The following is an 18,561-nucleotide window of genomic DNA, read 5'->3' on the forward strand; positions in this document are numbered from 1 at the left end:
GCACCAGTCGCTCCACGATCGTCACGCCCGCAGACTACCGACCACCCCAAATGAGATGGCCTGTTAGTACCTGATCTTGGGCCATGATCTGCGAGGCTCGCGCCAAAGTGGCTGCGTAAAGCCATGGAGCCGACCACCCCAGCCACAGAGAGTGTCTCCCGCATCGTGCCCGCAGCCGCGAGCGCGCCGCCGGGCGCGGCCAGTCGGGGCGGAGGCAGGAGACAGGTCGCGCCGCAGAGGCGGCCCGCGCCCGCGCCGTGCGCAGGCCTTGACCCCTGTGGAGAAAGTTGCTACTCAGACGTCGGCTGTGGTGTATCGGAGGGGGATCCTGTACTGCTCGCCTCGCCGTTGCTCGCGGCTTCCTCGGGGATGAGTCGGCTGGTGAAGCCCTGGACGGCGAGGCGCTCGTAGGCGCGGCGCACGTCTTCGGGTACGTCCTGGGCGACCATGAAGCCCTGGGCGGGGTAGAGCAGCAGGCGTTGCAGGGCCCCGACCAGCATGTCGATCACAAGGCGCGCGTCTTGGATCGACTCGACGTACTCGGAGAACGCGAGGGGCGCGGACGCGCATACCCACTCGACGTCCGGCCAGAGCTTGCGTGCGGTGGCGTACGCGCGCCGTTCCTCGTACGGCTTGCTGATCAGCAGGGCGGACGAGACCGGGATGCGCTGTTCTTCGAGCAGGGCGCGGGAGAGGCGGATGTTCTCGCCGGTGTTCCGGGCGTTGGGCTCGATCAGGATGGCCTCCGCGGGGACGCCCAGCTCCACCGCACGCTCCCGGTAGTGGACGGCCTCGCCCCGGGGCATCCGCTCCCGGGTGGTGGGGCTGGTGGCGCCGGTGAAGACGAGGAGCGGCACCAGGCCGCGGTGGTAGAGGTCGGCCGCGGTGTCGGCCACGCCCAGGTCGTGGCTGCCCAGGCCGATGCCCACCGAGCACGGACGCGGCTCGTGGTGCATCCGGTGGAAGTCCCACAGCGTCTGGGCGTCCCGCCACGCCTGTTTCGAGATCACCGGTTGTCCTCCTGCTTGGTCGAGTCGGGGACCTTGAAGTCGTAGACCCAGGCGAACCGCGAGGCGGCGTGGACGCCGATGGCGTACTCCACCACGGTCCCGTCAGCCGTGTACGTGGTGCGGTGCAGCTCCACCACGGGTTCCCCGGCAGGCAGTTGAAGAAGCTTCACCTCTTCGGGGGTGGGGATGCGCGCGAAGAGTTCTTCCCGCATGTGGTCGATCTCGTATCCCGCGTCGTACAGGACACGGAAGCCGCCGCCCTTGCCGGCCGGGCCCGGGGTGGGGTCGACCAGCCGGGTGCCCTCGACGTGCTCGGGCCGGTAGTAGCTGGTCAGGGTATGGGTCGGCCGGTCGCCTTGCTTCACCAACCGCGCTCGGGCGTAGACCTGGGCGCCGGGTGGCAGGCCGTGGGCCTCGGCGACGGCGGGCGGGGCCTCGACCAGGCTGACGGTCTGGGTCTGCTCGCCGCGCTGGTACGGCCGTCCGGAGGCCACGCGGTCGGCGATGAACGCCACCTCGTCCCCGTCGCGCCACTTGGCCTTGTCGTACCGCGCGATGCCGAGCCGCTTCAGCGGCACCTGCTCCCGCACCACCGTGCCGTGCCCACGCGATGAGGTGACCAGTCCTTCCGCCTCCAGGGCCTTGTAGGCGGCGTGGACGGTGGACTTGGAGCCCTCGCCCGCCTCGACCAGCTCCCGGATGTGCGGCAACTGCTCGCCGGGTGCGTACTCGCCGGCCCTGATCTGGGCGGCCAGTTTGTCCGCGAGTTCTCGCCACTTGGGGGTCATTCAGGACTCCTTTCAGTGCAGCCAGTGAAGCACAGTCCCAGGACTGTTGACAGTCCTGGGACTGTGCGCCATGGTGTTGCTCGGTCGCCCGCAGTCCTAGGACTGCGGATCTGAGGGCCTTCTTTGGGCTGCTCAGACACGCGACAAGGGGCCCGGGACAGAGCGGGCCGAGGGCGCACCCGACCCTGGTCACTCGGGAGGGCTTAGACCGAAAGGTCACGTCTCCATACGCCTTGGGATCGCACCCGAAGGAGACATCTGCACAACCCAAGTTCCGCAGCGCCACACGGTGCGCGCTGCGCCCGGCTCCCCTCCTGCTCCTCGGAACGGCCGGAGGAGCCGCATTGCACCACTCGACACCGGAGCGGCCCGCCGTCTCGCCACAGTCCGCGGACCGCTCCAGCTTCTCCATGTCCCTTCGACTTCCCGGAGTGATGCGTCATGCGCACGTACATCGGACACCACCACGTGGTGAACGCCGCCGAGTTCGCCGAACTGGCGCTCGGCATCGACGAGGAGCTGCCCGCCGGTATCGACGTCGACCTGTTCCGCGGTCCGCTCCGGCCAGAGACACCGACGGAACGCGCGGCCCGGCTGGACGCGGCCCGCGACGTGCTCGCCGAGCTGCGCGCGCAGGGTGAGAGCGGCGACGAGGTGGCCGCCTGGGACGCGCTGTACGCCGACGCGCTCACCCGCACCGTGCCGCTGCTGCGCTCCGCCGTCCGCGACGACCAGCCTGGGACGGGGGAAGCCGCATGACCGCCCCGGTGCAGACGGAACGACCGGCGGTTCCGCCGCTGACGCGCCCGGAACTGGGGCTCGCCGGGTTCGCCGCGCTGGCCGCGGCCGGAGTCGGCGTGCTGGGGCTGGCGTCCTCGTTCGACGCGGTGTCCTCCGCGGCGGCCCGCTGGGGCTTCGGCCAACCGTGGATGCTGCCGGTCGGCATCGACATCGCCATTCCGGTGTTCACGGTGGCCAACCTGCTGCTGATCCGGATGGACATGGCGCTCGCGTGGGTGCGGTTTGTGCCCTGGGCGCTCACCCTCGTCACGTGCTGGCTGAACGTCGCGGCCGGGCACTCGCTGTCGGCGAAACTCGCGCACGGCACCATGCCGTTGCTGTGGGTGGTGTTCTCCGAGATCGGCGCCCACATCTACGCCGTCCGGATCGGCGCCGCCACCGGCCGCCGGATGGACAAGATCCGCTTCTCACGGTGGCTGCTGGCGTTCCCCTCCACATTCGCGCTGTGGCGCCGGATGGCGCTGTGGGAGATCACCTCCTACGCCGACGCCCTCGCACGCGAGAAGGAACGCCAGCTGGCCCGCGCGGAGTTGCGCGAGCGGTACGGACGGCAGTGGCGCCGGCGCACCCCGCGCCGTACCCGCGTGCTGCTGAAGCTGGGCGACCTCGCCCCCGCCGCTGTCGAGCCCATCGCAGCTCCCGAGTCGGAGCCGGAAACCGCGAAGCAGGAACCGGAGCAGGAGCCGCGCCCACAGCGGCCCAGGACGCGGCGACCGGCCCGCCGGGCCAAGACCGGTGCGGCGCGCACGCCGGCGGAACTGCTCGCCGAGGCGCGGCAGGTGACGGCCGACTGGCCCACGGCGGCCTTGACCGCGGAAGCCATCCGTAAGGCCGTCCGGGTCTCCCAGGCCAACGCTCGCACCCTGCGCGACACCCTCCGCGCGGAGCGGACCGCCGCCGACGCCGAAGAGCCCGAGGCGGTAGCGGCCTGATCCGCACGACCTTGCCGCCTGACGAACAGCGCGACGGGCCCGGTCACGACCGACCAAAGCAGCGGCCGGGCCCGCCAACCCCTCCCGTATCAGGAAGGAAGTGCCAGTGAACCACGAGGATGAGAACGAACTGTTCGACCGACTCGAAGCCGAGATGAGCGCCGACTCGGACGCCGAGGTGGTCGACCTGGAGGCGGCGCGGTCGGCCCGTACCGGGTCGGCCGACCGGTCGCCCGACTCCGCGCCCGGCGGGTCGGGTGCCGAGTCGGTGGGAGAGTCGGCCGACGAGTCGGCTCCGGTGATGGTCGACCTGCCCGCGCCGGTCGGCCCGGGTCGGTGGGAGCGGCTGCGGGCCGCGAAGCGCCGTCCGGTGCTGCCCGTGTGGGCTCGGTCCAAGCCGGAGTTCGTCGGCGCGGCCGGATGGGCGGTCGGGCACATCGGCCACGCCGCCGCGTTCCACGGCGTCCGACTGCCCTGGTACGCCGCGGTGCTCGCGGCCCGTGCCCCGGTCGGGTGCGCGAAGTTCGTCGGCGGCACCCTGCGGTGGGTGACCGACGCCGAGGGCGAGCCGCTGCGACAGGCCGCGGCCCGACGCGAGAACGCCGAGGAGTACCTGAAGCTCTCCCGGCAGCGCGACCGCCGGGTCCGACTCCGCGCGATCCTGCTGACCCTGGCCGCGTTTGTCGGCCCGCTGCTCGCGCTCGCGCTGTGGGTGCTCGCCCCGACCTGGATGCTCGCGGTCGCCATGGCGGCCGCGGTGGCCGCGTTCGGTTTCGTCGGCACCCCGGCGGACAAGCCGATCGTCTCCCGCGCCGTGGTCGTCCCCGAGGTGGAGCGGCTGACCTCCACCATCGTTGAGCGGGCCCTGGGCTCGCTGGGCATCGCGGAGATCAACAAGGCGCTGGGCAAGGGCGGGGAAGGCATCAAGTTCCCCGCCCCGATCACCCGCGACGGCCCCGGCTGGCGCGCCGACGTCGACCTGCCCTACGGGGTGACCGTGCCGGACATCCTCGACCGGCGCGAAAAGCTCGCCTCCGGCCTGCGCCGCCCGCTGGGCTGCGTGTGGCCGGAGCCGGTCCCGGACGAACACGCCGGCCGGATGATGCTGTGGGTCGGCGACAAGCCGCTGAACAAGGTCAAGCCGCCCACCTGGCCGCTGACCAATGGCGGCACCGCCTCGCTGTTCAAGCCGCTGCCGTTCGGCACCGACCAGCGTGGCCGCAACGTCGACATCACGCTGATGTACGACAACGTCCTGATCGGCGCCATGCCGGGCATGGGCAAGACCTTCTCCCTGCGCACCCCGCTGCTGGCCGCCGCCCTGGACGTGCTGGCGGAGCTGCTGATCTGGGAACTGAAGGGCACCGGCGACCTGGAAGGGCTGAAGAAGGTCGCCGCCGACTACGGCTCCGGCCCGGACGACGACACCTGCGCCGCCGCGCTGGACTCCATCCGCTACGTCCACAAGGACCTGGAGCGGCGAGCGAAGGTGATCGCCTCACTGCCCAAGGACAAGTGCCCGGAGAACAAGGTCACCCCCGAACTGGCCGCCAACCGGTCGCTGGGACTGCACCCGCTGGTGCTGGCCATCGACGAGTGCCAAGAGCTGTTCTCCCACCCGGAGTACGGCAAGGAAGCCGGAGCCCTGTGCACGGCCATCATCAAGCGTGGCCGGGCCCTGGGCGTGATCCTGCTGCTGGCCACCCAGCGCCCCGACAAGGAATCGCTGCCCCCGGCCATCAGCGCGAACGTCGGCATGCGGTTCTGCCTGCGGGTCATGGGTCAGATCGAGAACGACATGATCCTCGGCACCTCGATGTACAAGAACGGCATCCGCGCCACGTCGTTCACCAAGTCCGACAAGGGCATCGGCTACCTGATCGGCGCCGCCGACGACCCGCAGATCGTCCGCACCTACTACATCGACGGCCCGTCCGCCGACGCCATCTGCGACCGGGCCCGCAAGGCACGCCAGGACGCGGGCACCCTGACCGGGCTCGCGGCCGGCAAGGAGCCGGAGCGGCGCCCGGCGGCCGACACGCTGCTCGACGACATCCTCGCCGTCGTCCCCGCTGGCGAGACCAAGGTGTGGTCCGAGACAGTCATCGGCCGTCTCGCCGAGCTGCGCCCGGAGCTGTACGGCACGTGGACGGACGAGACGGGCGAGTGGGACGCGGCCCGGCTCTCCGCCGCGCTGAAGCCGTACGGCGTCAAGGCCGTCCAGGTCAACCGCCGCGTGGACGGCAAGGTCGTCAACCGGCGCGGCATCGACCGCTCCCACATCGTCAAGGCGATCGCGGAGCGTGACGGAAACCGCGACGCCGGATGACGCCACAGGGCTGCTTGCGCAAGCATCTCGACCCGCTTGCGCAAGCAGCCCCGCTAGCACCCCACATAGCCCCTGATTAGGCCGCTAGCGGATAGCGGCCCACCTCGGCACACCCTTCGAAACCGTCTGAGAGGGCCCGCCATGCCCCCTGCGCTCCTCGCTATCGCCTGCCTACTCGTCGTCACTCTGGGTTACGTGTCGGTGTGTGCGGCGTCGCCGTTCGGCACCTGTCGCCGCTGCAACGGCTTCGGCTACGCCCTGACCACTGACCGCAAAGGACGGCCCAAGCGCGGCAAGGACTGCCGCCGCTGCCGTGGCTGCGGCAAGCGCATCCGCGTCGGCCGCTGGCTGTTCAACCGCGCCGCGCGGCTCTACCGCGACGGCTCCCACTGACCCGAAAAGGAGATCCCCGCATGGCCGTGACCGTCTCCCTGGTCCTGCTCTTCGGCTTGGTCCTGTTCTTCCTGCTGCGCTCCAAGACCCTCGGCTACGGCTCCGCGTTCGTCGCCGCGATGTTCGGCTTCTTCCTCGCCTCCACCGGCGCGGCCGGGCCCATCAACGAACTCACCGCCGCCGTCATCGACGCCATCCCCGACCTGTGAAAGGAGCCCGACCGTGACCGAACAGCTCACCGCGCGGCACTGGCTCGCCGTGGCACTGCCGAAGGCCGCGCCCGTGCTGGCCACCTCCACCGTGCTCATCCTGGCCCGGATCTGGAACGCCAACGGCGCCGAACACTCCGTCGGCAACGCCGCGCTGATGACCGTCCTCGCTCTCGGAGCCGCGGCGGCCGGCGCCTGCGCCTCTCTCGGGCAGTCCGGGGACGGGGTGCTCGCCGGAACCGCGTTCGCCGCCTCCGGCGGGCTCGCCCTGGCCGGAGTGGCCGGATACGCCGACGGCTGGTCGCTGCCGCTGCTGCTGTGGGCCTTGGCCACCGCCGTCGCCTACGGGCTCGCGGCCCGCTACTGGCGCACCGACCGCCGCGAGGCGGTGGCCTACGAGCGCCGGACCGTCGAGCGGCGCGAGGAGCACGCCCACATCGAGCGTGTCGAGGCCCTGCGGTCGCGCACGCAGATCGAGGTGGCCCGCGAGGGTGCCGCCTACGCCGCCGCGCTCGCCGAGGCCATGACCGCCCGCGCCATGCTGCCCGGCTTCGACCCGACCGCGCTCACCGCGGCCGGGCTGCCACAGCTCCCGTACAACACCGATCAGGAAGGAACGGCCTGATGCACAACCCGCCGCACCCCTACCCCATCTCCGACGGTCCCCTCGACACCCGCCCGCGCGGCTACGCCGACGAGTCCGGATGCCTGGCCGTCCTGCTCGCCGAACTGACAGCGGCAGGCGTGGAGCTGGGGGAGTACGACCGACGCATCGTCGACTGGCTCGCGGTGTGGGACTGGCCCACCGTCGCCACCATCGCAAGCCTCATCCGCCGGGCCGCGCGCAGCTCGCAGTAGCTACGCCCGGGGCGGCCACCGTCTCGCCAAAGTCCGTGGCCGCCCCGGCTCTCCATGTCCCTTCGACAGAACAGGAGACCTTCAGCATGCCCCAATCCGGCACCAGTAGGCAGTTGAGCGCGGCCCTTGCCGCGGCTGCCCGTGGCTGGCACGTCTTCCCGCTCCGCCCGGGCGGCAAGCGGCCGGCCTTGCACGGTGAGGCCCGCTGCCCCCGGACCGGGGATTGCAGGGCTGGGCACCGCAAGTGGGAGCAGCGCGCCACCTGCGATCCGGCCCGCATCCGCGCCGCCTGGACCCGCGCCCCGTTCAACGTCGGCATCGCCACTGGCCCGTCCGGGCTGGTCGTCGTCGACCTCGACACCCCCAAGGACGGAGCGGACGCGCCTGACGGCGCGGCGACCTTCCAGGCGCTCTGCGAGCGCGCCGGGCAGGCCATCCCCACCACGCTCACGGTGCGGACCGCGAGCGGGGGACGGCACCTGTACTTCACCGCCCCGGCCGGGGTGCGGCTGGGCAACACCGCGGGCACCCTCGCCCCGTTGGTCGACACCCGCGCCTGGGGCGGCTACGTCGTCGCCCCCGGCAGCACTACCGACGCGGGCACCTACGAGGTGGTGGGCGCCCGCCCGGTGGCGCCGCTGCCCGGCTGGCTGCTGGACGCCCTGCAGCCCACGCCCCGGCCTGTGGGGGCGGTGTCCGTGGCGGTGACGACCCGCGCCACCCGGTACGCCGAGGCAGCACTGGCCAACGAGACCAGGGCCGTCGCGGCGGCCCAGGAGGGTAGGCGCGAGGCCGCACTGTTCCGGGCCGCCCGCGCGCTGGGGCGATTCGTCGCGTGGGGCGACCTTCCCCGGTCGGTGGTGGAGGAGGCTCTTCAGCAGGCAGGGGAGTCGACCGGACTGCCGCCGGCCCAGTGCCGCGCCACCCTTCGCAGCGCGCTCAACTGGTCGATTGCGCACAACCCACGGCGGAGGACGGCATGACCGCCCCCACCCGTCCCCCGCTGAAGAGCCTCGCCCGGGCCGTCCACCGGCCGCACACCGCCCAACCGGCCACACCGGCCGAGACCGTGGGCGGCCCGAAAGACGTCGGCCGTAGGCCGTCCTCTCTTCGCTCTGACCCGCAGCAGGGCGACGGCCGGTTCCCGATCGCGTGGCTGCACGTCACCGCGCCCGGCCGCGGCGCCGTCCCCACCGCCACCTCGAAATGCCTGTGTGGCCACGACCGCAGCGCCGTCGGCCACCGCAAAGTGCTCGCCCTGATCGACGCCCACACCCACCACCGCGACGTATGCCCGCTCCGCACCACCGAAAGGAGGAACGCCGCATGACCAGCACCACTGCCGATGGCGCCGCACTGCTGAACGAGGTCGAAGCGTTCCACCGCCGCTTCAACATCTTCCCCATCGACGCTGCCTATGTGGCCGTGACGCTGTGGGACGCTCACGCGCACCTGTTGGACTGCTTCGACTCCACCCCGCGACTCGCTTTCCTCTCCCCGGAGCCGGGCAGCGGCAAAAGCCGAGCACTGGAAATAGTGGAGACCCTGGTGCCGCAGCCGATGGTGGCCGTCAACGCCTCCGCCTCCGCCCTGTTCCGGGCCGTCTCCGGCATGGACGGACGGCCCACGATTCTCTTCGACGAGATCGACACCGTGTTCGGCCCCAAGGCCGGGGAGAACGAACAGCTCCGCGGCTTCCTCAACGCCGGGCACCGCCGCTCCGGGGTGATGTGGCGGTGTGTGGGAGACGGTGCCAATCAGACGGTGCAGGAGTTCCCCTCCTTCTGCGCCGTGGCGGTGGCCGGGCTCGGCTCGCTGCCGGACACGATCCTGACCCGCTCGGTCATCGTCCGCATGCGCCGCCGTGCCCCCAACGAGAAGGTGGAGCCGTTCCGGCAGCGCATCCACGAGAAGGAGGGCCACGCGCTGCGCGACCGGCTCGCCGCCTGGGCGGCCAACGTGCGGCACCTGGTCGACGGCGTGTTCCCCGAGATGCCCGAGGGCATCACCGACCGGCCCGCGGACGTGTGGGAACCCCTGATCGCCGTCGCCGACGCGGCCGGAGGAGAGTGGCCGGAGCGGGCCCGGGCCGCGTGCGTCGAGCTGGTCACCGCGACGAAGGCGAACGACAAGGGCAGCATGGGCATCCGGCTGCTGACCGACTTGCGCGACTACGTGTTCAACGGCATCGACCGGCTGCCCACCGTCGCCATCCTCGACCGCCTCCACAGCCTCGACGAGGCGCCGTGGGCGGACATGAGCGGTAAGCCGTTGGATGCCCGCGGGCTCTCCCGGATGCTGCGCGAGTACATGACCGCGGACAACACCCCGATCGCGGCCCGCAACATCAAGACCGGCGGCAGCGTCATGAAGGGTTACTACGCCAGCGATCTGCACGACGCATGGCAGCGGTACTGCCCGCCACCCCCTGAGAGCCCGCTACTTCCGCTACCTCCGCTACCGAGCAGGTCAGAGACCCAAGAGAGGTAGCGGCAAGCCGCCGCTCATCCGCTACCGCGCCGCTTCACCCGCTACCGGCCCGCACGATCCCCCCTGCGGGTCGGTAGCGGACTCATCCGCTACCGCTACCCCGATCCGCTACCTCGATCATGCCCCTGACCAGGGCGGTAGCGGAGGTAGCGGAAGTAGCGGACCTGAGAGAGAAGGCCCGTATCTCATCCTCCTCGAAGGAGCCACGACACATGGCACGCACCGAGATGCTCAAGCTGCGCGACGTCCTGGCAGAGCTCGACATGAGCCGCGCCGCCTTCTACCGGATGCGGGCGCGCGGGCAGGGGCCGAAGCTGCTGAAGCTGCCCAACGGCCAACTCCGCGTCCGCCGCCGCGACCTCGACGCCTGGCTGAGCCACTGCGAAGAGAACGCCGCCTGATCCCGACCGGCTGAACAACCACCACACTTCGAGAGGGCCCGCCGCACGGCGGGCCCTCTCCGTATGGGGAGACATGCTCACGTACGACGTAGTCATCTGGTCGATCCGGACGCGGAAGGGCCGGCCGAAGCCCTTCGAGTTGCGGTGGCGGGTCGGCTCCCGCTCGCACTCGAAGAGCTTCACGCTCAAGGCCCAGGCGGACGGGCGCCGTTCGGAACTCATGGCAGCACTCCGCAACCGCGAGCAGTTCGACGAGGACACCGGGCTGCCCGCGAACGAGTTGAGCGCGCTCAACTCGCCCACCTGGTACGAGCACGCCAAGGCATACGTGCTCATGAAGTGGCCCAAGGCCGCGGCCAAGCACCGGGCGAGCATCGCCGACGCCCTCGCCACCGTCACCCCGGCGTTCGTCTCGACGACGCGAGGGGTGCCGAAACCGGACGTGCTCCGCAGGTCGCTCTACTCCTGGGCGTTCCGCGCGGTGCCAGGGAGCGACGGCACCCTCGCCTCCCTCGCGGACGCGAGGGAGCTCCCGGCGGACGTGCGGGCCGCCCTCGTGTGGGTCGAGAAGCACTCGCTCAAGGTGACCGAGGCGGCCCGGCCGGAGCGGATGCGGGCGGCCCTGGACGCCCTCTCGCGGAAGCTGGACGGGACACCGGCCGCCGACAACACCGTCAACCGCAAGCGCATGGTGCTCAGCAACGCCCTGCGCTACGCGGTGGAGAGGGGCGTCCTCTCCACCAACCCGCTCACCCGAGTCGACTGGACTCCCCCGACCCGTGATGACGAAGTCGACTTCCGCTACGTGCCCAACCCCGGCAGGCGGCGGCGCTCATCGACGCGGTGCGGGAGCAGGGAGACAGGGGCGCCTACCTCGCCCCGTTCTTCGGCTGCCTCTACTACGCGGCCATGCGGCCGTCCGAGATCGCCGCGCTGCGGGCCGCGGACTGCCGGCTGCCCGAGGAGGGTTGGGGAGAGCTGATCCTCGCGGGCAGCCGCCCGGAAGTCGGCTCGGGGGGGACCGACGACGGCGAGTCCTACGAGCAGCGCGGCCTCAAGCGCCGGGCACGCCGGGCCACCCGGCCCGTGCCGATCCCGCCCGTCCTCACGGCGATGCTGCGCGAGCACATCGAGGCGTACGGCACGGCGGAGGACGGTCGGCTCTTCCGTGCGGCCAAGGGCGGTCGCGTCCGGTCCACCGAGTACTGCGAGCTCTGGGACGCCGCCCGCGAGAAGGCACTGTCGGAGGCCGAGGCCGCGACCCCACTCGCGGACGTCCCCTACTCCCTCCGGCACGCCGGAGTCTCACTGTGGATCAACTCCGGTGTGGATCCGGTCGAGGTGGCCCGGCGCGCGGGCCACAGCCTCACCGTCCTGTTCCGCTTCTACGCCAAGATCCTGCGCGGTCAGCAGTCGCTCGCCAACCAGCTCATCGAGAAGGGGCTGAGCGGCGACACGTGACCGGGATCCTGGCCCACGGATGGCCCACACGCGCTGGTCGATGGCGGGATACGGGCGGGCCGGGGTGAGACAGGGCGAACGCAGAAGGGGTGCCTCCCGGTGGGAGGCACCCCTTCTGACCTGCTGGTTCGTTCACCTCGGCGGAGGCTGTGGGATTTGAACCCACGGTGGTGTCGCCACCACGACGGTTTTCAAGACCGTTCCCTTAGGCCGCTCGGGCAAGCCTCCCCACGCCGCACCACACGGCGCGGCGTGGGGATAGCGTAGCCGGTTCGTCAGTCGCCCCGGCGGGAGCCCAGAGTGAGTTCGACCGTGTTCTCCTTGCCGCCGCGTTCGTAGGTGAGCGAGACCTTCTCGCCCGGCTCGTGGGTCCAGATCTCGCTGATCAGGGTGGGGCCGCTGTCGATCACCACGTCGTCGAACTTGGTGATCACGTCGCCCGGCCGCAGGCCCGCCTTGTCGGCCGGGCCGCCCGGGGTGACCGGCTCGCTGCCGTCGTCGGTGTCCTCGATGACGCGGGCGCCGTCGCCCAGGTCGCGGAGGTCGACCTGGACGCCGATGACCGGGTAGACCGGCTCGCCCGTCTCGATCAGGGTCTTGGCGACGCGCTGGCCCTGGTTGATCGGGATGGCGAAGCCGAGGCCGATGCTGCCGGCCGCGCCCTGGCCGAGGCCGTTGCCCGCCGACTGGATCGCGGAGTTGATGCCGATCACCGCGCCCTCGGCGTTGAGGAGCGGGCCGCCGGAGTTGCCCGGGTTGATGGAGGCGTCCGTCTGGATGGCGCTCATGTAGGACGCCTGGGAGCCCTGCCCGTCGCTGGAGGCGACCGGGCGGTTCTTGGCGCTGACGATGCCGGTGGTCACCGTGCCGGACAGGCCGTACGGGGCTCCGATCGCGATCGTCGAGTCGCCGACCTGGACCTTGTCGGAGTCGCCGAGGGGGAGCGGGGTGAGCTTGGCGTCGGAGGCGTTCTTGAGCTTGATGACGGCGACGTCGTACCCCTGGGCGCGGCCGACGACCTCGGCCTCGTACTTCCTGCCGTCGGAGAAGGTCGCGGTGAGCCGGCCGCCGTCGGCGGCGCTGGCCACCACGTGGTTGTTGGTCATGATGTGGCCCTGCTTGTCGTAGACGAAGCCGGTGCCGGTGCCGCTCTCGCCGCCGCCCTCGGCCTCGATCGTCACCACGCTGGGCAGGGCCTTGGCGGCGATCCCGGCGACGGAGTCGGGGGCGCGGTTGACCTGTTCGAGGTCGCCGTCGGAGGAGATGGTCGTCGAGCTGCCGCTGTTCACGCGGTCCGCCGCCCAGTAGCCGACGCCCGTGCCGACGCCGCCCGCCAGCAGGGCCACCGCGGCGACGGTGGCGACGAGACCGCTGAACCGCCGCTTCCGCTCCGGCTGCGCGGGCGTGGGCGGGACGCCCCACGGGGAGGCGGGGCCGGCGGGAGCGCCGGGGGCGGGAGGCGTGGTGCCGTAGTCGTAGCCGCCCGGTGTGCCCCACTGTCCGGGGTACTGCTGCGGGGCGGGGGGAGCGGCGTGGAGCTGGGCCGTCCGGTCGGCGGGGGGTTCGCCGGCGGGGGGCCGGGCCGGCGTCTCGTGCGGGGGCTGCGGCGGCTGCGGGGGCTGGGAGGAGGAGGACGGGGGCGGGGACGCCGCCGGCGGGGACTGCGGCTGCCGCGCCGGCTCGGGCGACGCGGCCTCGGGCTCGGGCTCGATCTTCCGCAGGTGGGTGGTCGCCGCGTCTCCGGACGCCGGGGCGGGTCCGGACGCCGGGGCGGGCGCCGGGGCCGGGAGGTCGTAGTCCTCCGATGAGGTGTCGGTCGGTGTCCTGGGCGCGGCGGCGTCGTTCGCGCCGGACCGCTCGGCCGGCGGGGGCGGCACGGGGGCGCCGGCCGCGGGCTTGTCGGCGGCGCCCTCGTTCTCGGTGCTCACAGCTATCTCCTCAGGTACACGACAGTCGCGCGCCGGCAGGGGTGCGGCGCGTATTCAGGTGTATGACGTCAGCTTCTCCCGCGGCACGTCAGGGCGGCGTAAGCACGTCCGTCCGGGCGGCGCGCGGGCCCGGACGGCACGACGGTCCACGGCGTGGCGGCGGGGTGGCACCATAACGCGGTGAGCTACGAGAGCCACCAGGTGTCGCCCGGATCGCCCGGACCACGGCGCCCCATCTCCGTCATCGCCCACCGCGGGGCCTCCGAGGACGCCCCGGAGCACACCCTGGCCGCGTACCGCAAGGCCATCGAGGACGGTGCCGACGGGCTGGAGTGCGACGTGCGGCTCACCGCCGACGGCCACCTCGTCTGTGTGCACGATCGCCGGGTCAACCGTACATCCAACGGCCGAGGCGCCGTCTCCGCTTTGGAATTGGCCGACCTGGCCGCCTTGGACTTCGGCTCCTGGAAGGGCTGGAGCGACCCGCACGAGTCGCCGGAGACGGAGACCCGCGAGCACACCTCCGTCCTCACCCTGGAGCGGCTGCTGCGCCTGGTGGAGGAGCAGGCCGCCGCGGGCCGCCGCGTGGACCTGGCCATCGAGACCAAGCACCCCACCCGTTGGGCGGGGCAGGTCGAGGAGGAGCTGCTGCGGGTGCTCGCCCGCCACGATCCGGCCATTCCCGTGCGCGTGATGAGCTTCTCGGCCCGCTCGCTGCACCGGGTGCGGGCCGCGGCGCCGTGGATTCCCACCGTCTACCTGATGCAGTTCCTGCTGCCGCGCCACCGTGACGGGCGGCTGCCGCCGGGCGTGGGGATCGCCGGTCCGAGCATCCGGATCCTGCGGAACCACCCCGAGTACGTGGCACATGCGCACAGCATGGGCCATCAGGTGCACGTGTGGACGGTGGACGACCCGGTGGACGTCGAACTGTGCGCGCTGCTCGGCGTCGACGCCATCATCACCAACCGCCCCAGACGCGTCCTGTCCCAACTGGCCCAACTGGAACGGGGACGAGGGGTTTGAGCCGCTTTCCGCGGCGTTCGCGGGGAGTGCTCCGGCGCACTTCACGCCTCACCGGTGGTGAATCGCGGATGAGGGGTGCGTCACGGGAATGTTCCGTGCGGTTTCCGGTCTCGGACAAAGGGGCATCCATCACGTGGCGTGGGGCGAAGAAGGAGGTCTCGGGGGTGGCGTTGGTGGTTGCACAGAAAGCGCCGACGTCGTCGACGATGGCCGTACCCCACGGTCCGGCGGGCGTGGGTGCGGCGCGACGGCGTATGCGCGAGGAGCTTCTCGGTTACGGAACGCCCGAAGCGGTCGTGGACGACGCGGTTCTCGTCCTTTCCGAACTCCTCAGCAACGCGTACCGGCACGCCAGACCTCTCGGCGCGGGGAATTTCGTGTACGCCGCGTGGGGCCGCACCGAGGACGGCGGGGTACGCGTCTCCGTCACGGACGGCGGGGGCCCGACCCGTCCCCGCCTGGCCAATCCGTCGGTGACGGCGCGGGGCGGCCGGGGGCTGTCGATCATCACCTCCCTCGCCCGTGACTGGGGCGTGCGGAACGGCGACGACCCCGACGAGGTGACGGTCTGGGCGGTGGTGCCCCCCGGCGAGGGCGGGTTCGACCCCTCCATGGACTTCGATCTGGTGGACCTGGAGGACTTCGCGTAGGCGTTTCGGGTGGCATCTCCCGCGTACGCGGACGGTTCGGGCCCCACGCACTAGGCTCGCGCCGACAGCGTCCGTACGACCAGGAGATCCGCACGCCATGGCCAAGAAGCGCCGTCCCCAGACAAAGGCCGCCACGCCGCAACTCGTCGACGGGGAGGTTCCCGTCGTCGGGGCCCGCGAGCCCTGCCCCTGTGGATCGGGCCGCCGCTACAAGGCCTGCCACGGCCGGGCCGCCGCCCAGGCGGTGACCGAGCTGGTCCGGCGGCCGTTCGAGGGGCTGCCCGGGGAGTGCGACTGGGTCGCGCTCCGCGAGCTGGTGCCCGCCGCGACCGCATCGCTGACCCTGAAGGACGGTCTTCCCGAGGACGTCCCCTCCGTGACGCTCGCCACCGTCCTGCCCATGGCCTGGCCCGCGCTGCGCCGCGACAACGGCGCCGTGCTGCTCGGCCTGCAGAACGACACGCCCTCCGGGGACATCAGCCGGGACCTGGCCGACGTGCTGCGGCGGGCCCTGACCGCGCGGCCGGGCACCCCGGTGGCCGCCGAGCGGACCGTGGCCGACGCCCCGCGCCTACAGGACCTGCTGGACCTCGACGCGCCCTTCGTGCCCGAGGTGCACAGCGGCTTCGAGTTCTGGGTGGAGGACGCCGGCAACCAGAGCCCGGAGGTGGCCGCCTCACTGGAACGAGCCAATTCGGCCGCCTTGCCGACCGTCCGTCTGGAGGGCGTGGAGGCCGCGTACTGGTGCGAGACCCCGGAGAAGAACCACCTGCGCTGGGTCATGCCGCACCCCGAGGAGCAGTTGCTCGACGCGCTCGCCCGGCTGCACGCCGCCGGCGCCTCGTCGCTCGGGGGAGACACGCGTCTGGTCGGCTCGTTCCGCGCGCACGGGCTGGTGGTGCCGGTCTGGGACCTGCCGAGCGCGATGGGCGCGGAGGAGTGCGAGAAGCCCGCGGCGGCCTTCGCGGAACGGCTCGCGGACGCGCTCGCCGTCACCACGCCGCTGACGGCGGACGAGCGTCGGGCGCGCAGCGGATTCACCAATCGACAGGTGACTCTCAACTGACAGACGAATTTCGGGGAAGCATACGGACATTCGCACAGTGATTCACGTCACAACGAGCCGCACTCGCAGGTAAATCGACGGCTTGAAGAGATCGGTGGAATTTGCGAACGGCCAATTGCTTGTTACCGTTTAAGAGCCCGGTCGCTGGTGCATCCCCCGTCGCCAGCGATCGGGTCTTTCCATGTCCGGACGCTTCCGCGGGGATCTCCGGACGGCGGGTCGAGACCTCAACTCCCCGACAGGTCAACGGTGTTGCTGCCGGAGCGCAGCAGCAGCCCCTCCCCGTCCGGCGCCCCGATCTCGGCCACCGCCGTATACGGCTCGCCGCCCGGCCGCATTTCCGCGGTCTTCGCACGCGGGGTGTCGCACGTACCCGGCCGATCCGTCGCACGCAGGGTGCACGGCATGTGCATGCTCCGCCCGCCGGGACCCATCAGACTCAGGCCGCCGCGCAGTGATTCACCCGTGCCATTCCGGTAGTACATCCGTCCCCAGGTCGTTTCGTTCCGGGTGAGAACACACGTCTGCGCCACCACTCCCTCCGGCGCCGTGGCCTGGGGGCCGCAGACGGCGGTGACCGCCGACGGATCGCCCCCCTGTCGCGCCCGGTCCGGAGCGAGCGCGAACGCCGACGCCTCCGGCACGGGAGGCGCGGCGGGCTCGGGGGAAGGCGCCGAGGAGGGGGTGGAGACGGAGGCGGCGGGGCGTCCGCCGGGCGCGTCCGGTCCGGCGGTCGCGACGGCGAGCGGCAGGGCGACCGCGAGCGCCACCGTGCTGGCGAGCGCGGTCACGCGGAGGTTCGAGGCACGCTGCTGCGGCTCATGCATGAAAGGATCCACCCTGCAACTCGCGGGAGACGGAAGAGCCCTGAGGCGTCCCCGAACATATCGGGAGGAAGAAGGCGCCCAGGGGGACAGAGCGCCTGTTTCCCTCCAACTCCGGCGCGCTGCTACCCGTACGAGTGAACGGGGGGCGACGCCCCGACCGCGTGCCGGACGTGCGCCGGCCGCACGGCGTCAGCGCGCCGGGGCCGCACCGAGGTCAGTACGCCAGCCGGCTGCCGGTGTCCGGGACCTCGGCGCTGGCCCGCACCAGCACGTCCACCAGGAGCTCCATCCGCGGCAGCCACGGAGTTCCGCCGTCCCCCACGGACGGCGGCCTCTCCCAGCGCACCTGCCCGGCGCCGATGCGCGACGGCGGCAGCGGGACGTAGCCGCCCTCGCCGTGGAAGCGCAGCGAACTGGGCACCCAGTCCTGGGCGTAGAGCAACTCGCCCAGCTCCTCCAGGTCGTACGGCGCGACCAGCAGCGCGCAACGGGTCGGGGTCGCGATCACCGGGCCGGTGCGCAGCCCCAGCCGGTCGAACTCCGCCAGCGCCCGCGCCCCCGCCGACGCCGGAAGGCTCAGCGCGCACGGCGCGCGACCCCCGGTGGCCAGCAGGATCGGCGCGTCGGGACGGTTCGTCCACCACCAGCGCACCATGCGGGGGTCGGTGGTGGCCGCCAGCAGCTCGGGGTCGAAGGGGTGCGCGCCGGGCACGGCGCAGTCGGGCCGCGGACAGGAACAGCGCCCCTGTGGCTGCCCGGACTGGCGTGCGGTCAGGCGCCTGGGCTCCCGGGGCGCCACACCGGGCAGCACGGGCCACCCCCAGCGCGTGGCGCAGACGAGCGCCGCGTTCCGCAGCGCCCAGCGGGTCATGCGTCGCCTTCCGAGGATCTCGCGCATCAGCGCTCGTTCCTTTCCGTAACGCCAAGGATCGACAAGGACCTACCAGGACCGGAAACCGACGAGGGTTGTCCGATCCCTCACACCTGTACACCTGTGGATCTCACGTGACCGCGCGTGCGCGGCCGGGGCAGTGCGTCACCGCGTTCCGCTCTTCGCGGTCCGCTGCCCGGGCATTCCGTGGGGCGGGGGACACGGTGGGTCCGCCGTCCGGTGGCCGCGCTCGTGCCGTCCGTACTGCCGGTGCTGCCCGGTGGCCGTGCCCTGATCTTTCGCCACGTACGAGGGCGCGTCCTGATTCCGTCTCGTGAGACGCGCGGACCCGTCGCCGGGTTCCGACGGAACCCGACCGCTCGATCCCTTTTGCCGTACGTACCCACGTACCCACAACGACCGTGATGACGCGCTGTCGTACGGACGTCAGTCGACCGCGAACCACCGGACTGAAGGTATGTTTTCAGCCAAGCTTACGGTCACGTTCCCACTCCCCCGCA

General features: G+C 71.8%; 21 protein-coding genes and 1 tRNA gene. 16 read left to right on the forward strand and 6 right to left on the reverse strand.

Annotated elements, in window-relative coordinates; genetic code table 11:
• Positions 1-290 precede the first annotated feature (290 nt).
• Positions 291-1,010, reverse strand: a complete 720-nt coding sequence (locus ABD335_RS29345; protein WP_344328959.1) for a YdcF family protein — start codon at positions 1,008-1,010, stop codon at positions 291-293.
• Positions 1,007-1,798: a GntR family transcriptional regulator gene (locus ABD335_RS29350; RefSeq protein WP_344328960.1), complete on the reverse strand. Its 792-nt coding sequence runs from the start codon at positions 1,796-1,798 to the stop codon at positions 1,007-1,009. Before ABD335_RS29350 ends, ABD335_RS29345 begins: the two co-directional genes overlap by 4 nt.
• Positions 1,799-2,239: 441 nt before the next feature.
• Between ABD335_RS29350 and ABD335_RS29355 the strand changes: the two genes are divergently transcribed.
• The 13 genes from ABD335_RS29355 (at position 2,240) to ABD335_RS29415 (ending at position 11,672) form a co-directional block, all read left to right on the forward strand.
• Entirely contained in the window at positions 2,240-2,557 is a 318-nt protein-coding gene (locus ABD335_RS29355) for a hypothetical protein (RefSeq protein WP_344328962.1), read from the forward strand.
• A complete protein-coding gene (locus ABD335_RS29360; RefSeq protein ID WP_344328963.1) occupies positions 2,554-3,531 on the forward strand; it encodes a DUF2637 domain-containing protein in 978 nt (325 codons plus the stop codon). The genes ABD335_RS29355 and ABD335_RS29360 overlap by 4 nt, the downstream gene beginning before the upstream one ends.
• A gap of 106 nt (positions 3,532-3,637) precedes the next feature.
• Entirely contained in the window at positions 3,638-5,860 is a 2,223-nt protein-coding gene (locus ABD335_RS29365) for a cell division protein FtsK (protein WP_344328966.1), read from the forward strand.
• Positions 5,861-6,001: 141 nt separating this feature from the next.
• A complete protein-coding gene (locus ABD335_RS29370; RefSeq protein ID WP_344328968.1) occupies positions 6,002-6,253 on the forward strand; it encodes a hypothetical protein in 252 nt (83 codons plus the stop codon).
• Between the two features lie 20 nt (positions 6,254-6,273).
• Positions 6,274-6,462 carry a hypothetical protein gene (locus ABD335_RS29375; protein ID WP_344328970.1) on the forward strand — a complete coding sequence of 63 codons (189 nt, stop codon included), beginning with the start codon at positions 6,274-6,276 and terminating at the stop codon, positions 6,460-6,462.
• A 13-nt stretch (positions 6,463-6,475) separates the two neighbouring features.
• Positions 6,476-7,087, forward strand: coding sequence for a hypothetical protein (locus ABD335_RS29380; RefSeq protein ID WP_344328972.1), 612 nt, complete (start codon positions 6,476-6,478; stop codon positions 7,085-7,087).
• The gene (locus tag ABD335_RS29385) at positions 7,087-7,320 is read left to right on the forward strand and encodes a hypothetical protein (RefSeq protein WP_344328974.1); all 234 of its coding nucleotides are present in this window, start codon (positions 7,087-7,089) and stop codon (positions 7,318-7,320) included. The genes ABD335_RS29380 and ABD335_RS29385 overlap by 1 nt, the downstream gene beginning before the upstream one ends.
• A gap of 86 nt (positions 7,321-7,406) precedes the next feature.
• The gene (locus ABD335_RS29390) at positions 7,407-8,303 is read left to right on the forward strand and encodes a bifunctional DNA primase/polymerase (RefSeq protein ID WP_344328976.1); all 897 of its coding nucleotides are present in this window, start codon (positions 7,407-7,409) and stop codon (positions 8,301-8,303) included.
• Positions 8,300-8,650, forward strand: a complete 351-nt coding sequence (locus ABD335_RS29395; protein WP_344328979.1) for a hypothetical protein — start codon at positions 8,300-8,302, stop codon at positions 8,648-8,650. Before ABD335_RS29390 ends, ABD335_RS29395 begins: the two co-directional genes overlap by 4 nt.
• Positions 8,647-9,810: a DUF3631 domain-containing protein gene (locus ABD335_RS29400; RefSeq protein ID WP_344328981.1), complete on the forward strand. Its 1,164-nt coding sequence runs from the start codon at positions 8,647-8,649 to the stop codon at positions 9,808-9,810. Before ABD335_RS29395 ends, ABD335_RS29400 begins: the two co-directional genes overlap by 4 nt.
• Before the next feature lie 212 nt (positions 9,811-10,022).
• Positions 10,023-10,211, forward strand: a complete 189-nt coding sequence (locus ABD335_RS29405) for a helix-turn-helix transcriptional regulator (protein WP_344328983.1) — start codon at positions 10,023-10,025, stop codon at positions 10,209-10,211.
• Between the two features lie 73 nt (positions 10,212-10,284).
• Positions 10,285-11,193, forward strand: a complete 909-nt coding sequence (locus ABD335_RS29410) for a hypothetical protein (RefSeq protein WP_344328985.1) — start codon at positions 10,285-10,287, stop codon at positions 11,191-11,193.
• Positions 11,121-11,672: a site-specific integrase gene (locus tag ABD335_RS29415; protein ID WP_344328988.1), complete on the forward strand. Its 552-nt coding sequence runs from the start codon at positions 11,121-11,123 to the stop codon at positions 11,670-11,672. The genes ABD335_RS29410 and ABD335_RS29415 overlap by 73 nt, the downstream gene beginning before the upstream one ends.
• A 141-nt stretch (positions 11,673-11,813) precedes the next feature.
• Here ABD335_RS29415 and ABD335_RS29420 read toward each other — a convergent pair.
• A tRNA-Ser gene (locus tag ABD335_RS29420) sits at positions 11,814-11,900 on the reverse strand.
• Between the two features lie 47 nt (positions 11,901-11,947).
• The gene (locus tag ABD335_RS29425) at positions 11,948-13,600 is read right to left on the reverse strand and encodes a S1C family serine protease (protein WP_344328990.1); all 1,653 of its coding nucleotides are present in this window, start codon (positions 13,598-13,600) and stop codon (positions 11,948-11,950) included.
• Between the two features lie 180 nt (positions 13,601-13,780).
• Between ABD335_RS29425 and ABD335_RS29430 the strand changes: the two genes are divergently transcribed.
• From ABD335_RS29430 to ABD335_RS29440, 3 genes are all read left to right on the forward strand, one after another.
• Complete coding sequence (locus ABD335_RS29430) at positions 13,781-14,626, forward strand: glycerophosphodiester phosphodiesterase family protein (protein ID WP_344328992.1); 846 nt, start codon at positions 13,781-13,783, stop codon at positions 14,624-14,626.
• A 68-nt stretch (positions 14,627-14,694) separates the two neighbouring features.
• Positions 14,695-15,276 (forward strand): ATP-binding protein, encoded by a 582-nt coding sequence (locus ABD335_RS29435; protein WP_425583790.1) that lies wholly within the window; start codon positions 14,695-14,697, stop codon positions 15,274-15,276.
• A 97-nt stretch (positions 15,277-15,373) separates the two neighbouring features.
• Positions 15,374-16,342 carry a DUF5926 family protein gene (locus ABD335_RS29440; RefSeq protein ID WP_344328996.1) on the forward strand — a complete coding sequence of 323 codons (969 nt, stop codon included), beginning with the start codon at positions 15,374-15,376 and terminating at the stop codon, positions 16,340-16,342.
• A gap of 227 nt (positions 16,343-16,569) precedes the next feature.
• Here ABD335_RS29440 and ABD335_RS29445 read toward each other — a convergent pair whose 3' ends face one another.
• Both ABD335_RS29445 and ABD335_RS29450 read right to left on the reverse strand, forming a co-directional pair.
• Positions 16,570-17,169, reverse strand: a complete 600-nt coding sequence (locus ABD335_RS29445; protein WP_344328998.1) for a hypothetical protein — start codon at positions 17,167-17,169, stop codon at positions 16,570-16,572.
• Between the two features lie 214 nt (positions 17,170-17,383).
• On the reverse strand, positions 17,384-18,067 hold the full coding sequence (locus tag ABD335_RS29450) for a bifunctional DNA primase/polymerase (protein WP_344329001.1): 684 nt from the start codon (positions 18,065-18,067) through the stop codon (positions 17,384-17,386).
• Between the last annotated feature and the right edge of the window lie 494 nt (positions 18,068-18,561).

Origin of the sequence: Streptomyces macrosporus (genome assembly GCF_039533145.1) — a bacterium.
GTDB lineage: Bacteria > Actinomycetota > Actinomycetes > Streptomycetales > Streptomycetaceae > Streptomyces > Streptomyces macrosporus.